The 6376-nt window shown below is 41.5% G+C and carries 10 protein-coding genes; 2 read left to right on the top strand and 8 right to left on the bottom strand.

What is annotated here, in order from left to right; all coding sequences use genetic code 11:
* Positions 1–67: 67 nt before the first annotated feature.
* The 6 genes from ACT2CV_RS01520 to ACT2CV_RS01495 form a co-directional block, all read right to left on the bottom strand.
* Positions 68–349: a type II toxin-antitoxin system RelE/ParE family toxin gene (locus ACT2CV_RS01520; RefSeq protein ID WP_464973856.1), complete on the bottom strand. Its 282-nt coding sequence runs from the start codon at positions 347–349 to the stop codon at positions 68–70.
* Positions 346–543 carry a hypothetical protein gene (locus tag ACT2CV_RS01515; protein ID WP_464973855.1) on the bottom strand — a complete coding sequence of 66 codons (198 nt, stop codon included), beginning with the start codon at positions 541–543 and terminating at the stop codon, positions 346–348. Before ACT2CV_RS01515 ends, ACT2CV_RS01520 begins: the two co-directional genes overlap by 4 nt.
* Positions 544–619: 76 nt before the next feature.
* A complete protein-coding gene (locus tag ACT2CV_RS01510; protein ID WP_464973854.1) occupies positions 620–1573 on the bottom strand; it encodes a phage protein in 954 nt (317 codons plus the stop codon).
* Positions 1563–1883: a phage baseplate plug family protein gene (locus ACT2CV_RS01505; protein WP_464973853.1), complete on the bottom strand. Its 321-nt coding sequence runs from the start codon at positions 1881–1883 to the stop codon at positions 1563–1565. Before ACT2CV_RS01505 ends, ACT2CV_RS01510 begins: the two co-directional genes overlap by 11 nt.
* A 3-nt stretch (positions 1884–1886) precedes the next feature.
* Positions 1887–2501, bottom strand: a complete 615-nt coding sequence (locus ACT2CV_RS01500; RefSeq protein WP_464973852.1) for a phage baseplate protein — start codon at positions 2499–2501, stop codon at positions 1887–1889.
* 2 nt (positions 2502–2503) lie between these two features.
* Positions 2504–4654 carry a tape measure protein gene (locus ACT2CV_RS01495; protein WP_464973851.1) on the bottom strand — a complete coding sequence of 717 codons (2151 nt, stop codon included), beginning with the start codon at positions 4652–4654 and terminating at the stop codon, positions 2504–2506.
* Between the two features lie 66 nt (positions 4655–4720).
* Between ACT2CV_RS01495 and ACT2CV_RS01490 the strand changes: the two genes are divergently transcribed.
* Together ACT2CV_RS01490 and ACT2CV_RS01485 are read left to right on the top strand one after the other, a co-directional pair.
* A complete protein-coding gene (locus ACT2CV_RS01490) occupies positions 4721–4999 on the top strand; it encodes a type II toxin-antitoxin system RelE/ParE family toxin (protein ID WP_464973850.1) in 279 nt (92 codons plus the stop codon).
* A 17-nt stretch (positions 5000–5016) separates the two neighbouring features.
* Positions 5017–5286: a HigA family addiction module antitoxin gene (locus tag ACT2CV_RS01485; protein ID WP_464973991.1), complete on the top strand. Its 270-nt coding sequence runs from the start codon at positions 5017–5019 to the stop codon at positions 5284–5286.
* 194 nt (positions 5287–5480) lie between these two features.
* Here ACT2CV_RS01485 and ACT2CV_RS01480 read toward each other — a convergent pair whose 3' ends face one another.
* Together ACT2CV_RS01480 and ACT2CV_RS01475 are read right to left on the bottom strand one after the other, a co-directional pair.
* Positions 5481–5936 (bottom strand): phage tail assembly chaperone, encoded by a 456-nt coding sequence (locus ACT2CV_RS01480; protein WP_464973849.1) that lies wholly within the window; start codon positions 5934–5936, stop codon positions 5481–5483.
* On the bottom strand, positions 5936–6361 hold the full coding sequence (locus tag ACT2CV_RS01475) for a phage structural protein (protein ID WP_464973848.1): 426 nt from the start codon (positions 6359–6361) through the stop codon (positions 5936–5938). Before ACT2CV_RS01475 ends, ACT2CV_RS01480 begins: the two co-directional genes overlap by 1 nt.
* Positions 6362–6376: the final 15 nt, after the last annotated feature.

The following is a 6376-nucleotide window of genomic DNA, read 5'->3' as shown; positions in this document are numbered from 1 at the left end:
TTTTAGTTAGCAATAAAAAAGCGTGACAAATTGCCACGCTTTAGATTTCAATCACTTTTTGTTCAAGTTAGTGTAAATTTGACCCTTTAGGGTAAAAATCGGCAATAATTACCACATCACCAACAACAATAAATTTTACAGAATGCCCGTATTTTAACGGGTAGATATGGAATTTCTGATCATCATAGGCAGCGGCAATAAAACTCAGTTTTTCAGCAGCAGAACGCATTGTCTCCAAGAAATGATAAGCAATTACTTCATTTTGACTATCGTTGTAGATGTAATCCGCTTTGTCTAGCAATTTGGCTTCTGCACGTTCTGACCAAAGAACACGATAATCTAGTTTCATTTACGCTGTAGCCCATTCTTCAAAACATATTCAAGTTTTTCCATCACTTCTTCGTGCGGAATAAGTTTGATTTTGCCTGTGATCACATCTTGCAAAAAACGTTGTTCTTCTGTCAAAGACTGTTCAAATGCCGACACGATCTTTTCTTGAAATCCCGTTTGTTGCAATGGAGCGTTTGTTTGAATGTCTCGCATAAAATACCCTTTATTTACTTAGCTAGGGAATTCTATCATACACCACTAAAAAGAAAAAAGTCTCATCAATTTTAGTTTACGCTCGTCTTTTCTTCCGATGTTTCGTCTTACCACCTGATTTCTTGGCTTTCTCGTCAATAATCCGCTCGACAAGATGAAGTTCGGTTTGCCAGTCGCCAGAATGACTATCGCCGATATGTTTTACGGTTTCCGCACGAAACCAACCTGTTACTGATGAGCTTTCTACTTTGACTTTATCCGCAGGGTTGATTTGTGGCAAAAGCAAACTTCGCACATTCCAGCCATCGGTAGCTTGCTTATCCGTGCTGACGGGTTGCTTTTGTTTGCTTTTTTCATCAACTTTTTTACTGCGTGCTGCTTCTCTTACTCGTTCAGGTGAGCCAATTAGTCCGCTATCGACTGCCAGTACAACACCTTGACGGCGAGTAACTTTGGCACGATTAACAACTTGTAACTCCCCATTCTGAACAGACCATTCTAAACCCGTGCCATGCACGATTTTGTCTAATGCGGTACGAGCTGCACCGTAAAAGCTAAAACCATTTGCCCATTTGCGTTCTTTAAGTTCTTCACCTGCAACGAGTTTTAATCCCATTTTGCCCGCAATATCATTCAGAATAAGCTGTGAACTCACGCCACCCGAATAGCCTAGACTAACGGCTGTATCTCGGATCTCAATCAAGCCATCAAGCACAAATAACTCCGTTACAATATCGCCATTTTCTCGGTAAGAGTAAGCGGTAGCAATATCGCCTGAACAAAGTAAGGTTGGCTCGTTTTCTTCTGCATATCCCGCATAAAGCACGCACCGCAAATTAGGCTGTTCTATGGCTTTGCGAGTGGTTTCTGATAGGTTGTAGATTTTAATACTGTTTTCGTTTGGCTCGCTTTTTACATCCTTTTGCACATCAAACGTAATTCGCATTGGTGGCTCAATCAAAATTGCATTTTTGGTTTCGCCTTTTTTGCCAATTAGCAAGCGATAAGTGCGGTCAAATCTAAAGCTCATCATCGACTCCCACATAGATTAGTACGGCTTTTTTCGCAATGAAATCATCTCGCCCAACGGTTTGCAGCTCATCATCTCGCACTACGATAAAATCGCCTAACGGTAACGTATCTTCGCTGAATTGTTGAAGTAAAAAGCGATCAGGTAATAACTTGATACCTGTCAAAATCTCATCGTTATAGGCGTTTTCAATTGCCATCGACCAAAAACCGCCTGTACTATTCCAAGAGAAGTGTAAGAAGAAAACTTCATCATCAAGTTCGACTTCTAGCAAGCTGTCATTTAGGTTAGGAATTGGGATTGTGATCATGGTTTATCTCTTAAATACCTTATTTGCAGCTTTAGCCGCTTTGTCTAGATTGGATTGCATTTTAACTTCTTCAACTTTTCCTGCTTGTTTTGGTGTAGGCGTTCCTCCACTAGCTTTACCAGCGTTCGCTTTCGTTTTGCCAGCTTTACCCGTTGCACTACCGCTTGTTTTTTCGGGCGGAATATCGGCAGTTCTAAGTGTGACTTTCTTAATCTTCTTCAAGGTTAAGCTCACATCAAACTTCTCTCCACCGTCTGCAGTACGACTAATTTCGCAGCTTTCAATGGCAAAATCGGGGTAAATATCCACCCCTGTCGTTACTGTGAGCAATGTTCTGTCTTGGTGCAACTGCCGCAAACTCTCTTTTGCTCCAATTAACTTCGCTTTACCTTGAGCTACATTAAATAACGTACCCGCACCAGTTATCACACCTTCAATTGTCAGCGTTTCTGCCTCTTGCGTAATATGATCTGAAATCACACTACCATCTTCTACGGGATATTCCGTAATTTGACTGCGTAAACTGGTGCTTTCTGTGAGTAAAGCGTCCAACTCAAGCACGCCGATAGTGGTCTTTGTGCCAAATAAAGAATTAAACAATAAACTGACTAAGCTCATATTTACCAACCATACCCATATTCAGGGCTATAAATATCAAATCCATTATTTTTCTGATGGCGTGAAATTTCATTCGCAGCCTGCTTAGGATTAGTGCTGTGTACGTTATAAGTGTTGTTTTGGGTCTGCTGAACCTGAACAGAACGATTACCAGCCTGTTGTGCTGATGCTGTACTAACAAGCGGTTGTTCTACCGTACCATTTACCGTAACAGAAGCTCCTTTACTAAAGATATTTTTGATAAAGCTAGGAATTAATTTATCAAACATATCTGTCACAGTACTGATAGCAGACTTCCAGCCGTTTTTGAAAAAGTCCGTAATGCCCGTCCAAACTTTCTTAATTGGATCAGTAATGCCATCCCACATTGATTCGGCTGTCTCTTTGATGCTATCCCACATCTCGCCACAACTGTTCTCAATGTCCGTCCAAATTTCACTGGCTTTCGTGGAAATCCAATCCCACACTTCGCCAGCAACCGCTTTGATTTCGTCCCAATAAACAACAATCGCCACTAATGCCGCAATAATAAGCGCTATTGCAAGTAAAATCGGATTGGCTGCCATCGCTGCAAACATTGCACGACTAATAGACCAAATAGCTGTAATGGCTATTTTAGCCCCCCAGAGTGCAGCTTTTCCTAACACTAAAAATGGTTTACCGATAAACCCTACTAGCATCGTGAATTTAGTGATAATAAACGAAACAGTGTAGATCACTGTTTTAGCTAGACTTACAAATGGCGATCTAACCAACCATAAAATAGTAGAACCAATCCCACCTAATACCATTAAAGCAATAGAATAAAACGGTAAGAATTTAAGTGATAAATCCCCGACAGCATTTTTTGCCAAACCAAACGCATAAGAGAAATCGCCACGCATTATGGCTCGCACAATACTAACCGCACTTCTGATGACTTTGATGAACGACTTCACGCCATCAATTACATACTGCAACGCTGCTTTTGCGAAATCCTGCCAACTTTTCCAGTCAATATCGAAGTCAATACCAGTTAGGGCAAACAGCTCTTTGGCAAGTAATTTAACGTTAAACCAAAGCGATTTAAGTAGATCGCCTATTGTTTTAAATTGCCCTGCCCAATCCTTGAAATCACCGAATAAATCGCCAGCGAGTGAATCGCCACCATTTACCCACACATACAAATCTTCAAGAATTAAGCCTATTCCAGCGAGAATTGCTGCCATTGCTAAAAACGGAGCAAAAGCCTTGATAGCCTGAACAGTAATTGCCTTTAATCCCCTTTCCACCAATTTAAGAGCAATAATGAGCTTACTACCAATCGCAGATGTCGCTAAAATCAGCACTAACTTGATATTTTTATCGATCCAGTTGGCAAGTTGAGAAAATCGCTGACCTAAATTCAACACATCATTGACCGCATAAGATAGAAAACGCCCGATCGCATTTTTCATTACGTTCATTCCGAATGAAAAAGTTTTCGGCATTTCGTCAAATTCTTTCTGAATTTTATCAGCCTGTTTCAGTAGTCCTTGAGCAAGCTCTTTGGCGGTCAGTTTACCAGCCTGACCCATTTCTTTTAGCTGACCTACACTAATACCAAAACCATCTGCAATAGCCTCTGATAAACGTGGAGCTTGATCTAAAATAGATGTAAGTTCATCACCACTCAATTTACCTGCACCTAATGCTTGCCCTAGCTGCATTAAAGCGGCTTGTTGCGAGCTGGCGTCACCACCGCCGATGGTGAGTGTTTGACCGATAATCTCGGTCATTTTTAAGGTTTCGTCAGTCCCTAACCCTAAATCCTTGGCATTGCGTTGCACTTTTTGGAACAAGTCACCACTTGCGGCAAAAGTCTGCCCTGTTCGTTGAGCAATGTTATAGATTTCATCTAAGGCGTGTTTATGCTCTTCCGCTGATGCCGTAGCCAGTTTTACACGACCGCTCACACTCGCCCACTCGTCCGCAATCTGCATTACAGATCCGCCTGCCGCCATTGCAACATAGCCCATCACAACGTTTTTAAGCGACAGCAAATTACCTTTGATTTGCCCTACATCTGCTTTGGCTTGTGTTTTGGCTTGCTTGACTTCATTCACAAACTTTTTTAAGCCTGTATTTTCGTAAGCAAACGATAATTTAGTGACTAATTCACGTACAACGCTCATTTGTATAGTACCTGTTTACAAAAGTATAAAAATAATGTATAGTCAGACTATACAAAAGGGGATAATATGATCATCTCATTTCAACATAAAGGGCTGAAATTATTTTTTGAAACTGGCTCAACAGCTGGCATTCAAGCTAAACATTCCGCAAAATTGAATATGTTATTAACCGCCTTAGATGCCACTGAAACCGTACAAGCTATGGCGGTGCCAAGTTGGAATTTACATCCTTTGCACGGTGATTTAGCTGGGCATTGGTCTGTAAAGGTGAGTGGCAATTGGCGATTAACCTTTAAGTTTGAAAATGGACACGCACACGTTGTGAATTATCAGGATTACCATTAAGGAGCAAGAAAATGCGAATGCACAATCCCGCCCATCCAGGGTTGATTTTAAAAGAGTACATTGAAGGTCATAGTGTTACTGAAATCGCCAAAAAACTCGGTGTAACTCGAGTTGCACTTTCTCGTATTTTGAATGCGAAAGCCGCTATAACACCTGAAATGGCAATGCGTTTATATGAGTTACTGCCTAATACTACACCGCAGTTTTGGCTTAATATGCAAGCTAATTACGATACTTGGCAACTAGAACAACGCCCACGTTTTGGCATTCAACCTCTTTACGCTTAATCAACTTTTCCACTTCTCCGCCTGTTTTGCTTCCATTGCTTCAATGGCATCAAGCAGGCGGTTGATTTTCAATAGCTCGCCCATATCGGTTAACCCTGACGTATTGAGTTCAGTCATCGTCACCTTTCCAGCTAAAAAAGGTCGCCAAGCGAGCATTTCACTGGCGACCTCATCGCTATAAACACCTACTGGGTTTATTTCGCTGTTAGCTTTTGCCCCACACCAAGACGGGTGAGATATTTCGTAAAAAAACCGCTGTAATTCAATTTTAGAATGAAAATAAGCAGTTCCACGATTTCGCCCATATCTTCGAAAGCGTGATCTAGGGTGTTTTTAGTGAGTTTTGTGTCGTTACCGTTGTTGTAACTGTCCTTTTGGAAAGCCACATATTCACCACGTACCAACATATCAACCAACTTCATTAAGCCGTCACCATCTAACTGTTGAGCAAGCTCACGAATGCCATCAATAAATTGACTTTCTACGGCAGACTTATCCGCACCATCTTCAGCGGTCAAGCCACTCAACGCCTTACCAAAACTAGGGATCAGTGTTTTTGATAAATCACCGAAAATTTTCATTTGCAGCATTGCAGGGAATTTTTCAACAAAATAGGTGGTTTCCCCGATTTGAATTTCTTCACGTGCCATTATTGATTACCCCCAACAGTATATGAGCCATCTGCGGTTTCAATCGTCCACTCTCGGCTGTCAACTTCTTTGCCAAAGCTCGAATTTGCCATTTTTGTGACCCACGCAGTGCTTGCGGCAAACATTGTCTTGCCACGTAGATCTTTTACAGTGATCGGGAATGTGGTGTTTTTACTTACTTTGTCCGCAGCATACAGACCACTTAACACATCATTAGTGTCACTGGTTTGTAGCAAGGTTAAAGTGAGTTTTTTGCGAGGATCAGTACTCATTGAGCGAGCCACTTCACCGTCCGCTCCAGCAACTGAAGCAACACCATCGCCGTTTTCTTCGATTTGAACAAAAGTGCCATCAGCAAAGCCAGAGGCAATATGCACACCAATTAATACAACAACCTGATCGGCTGAGTAGGTTCTTACACTCATTTGATTTCTCCAAAA

This window comes from Reella acinonychis (assembly GCF_052384575.1).
GTDB lineage: Bacteria > Pseudomonadota > Gammaproteobacteria > Enterobacterales > Pasteurellaceae > JBQSUQ01.
Note: the sequence above shows the minus strand (reverse complement) of the source record. Positions and strands in the feature narration are given on the sequence as shown.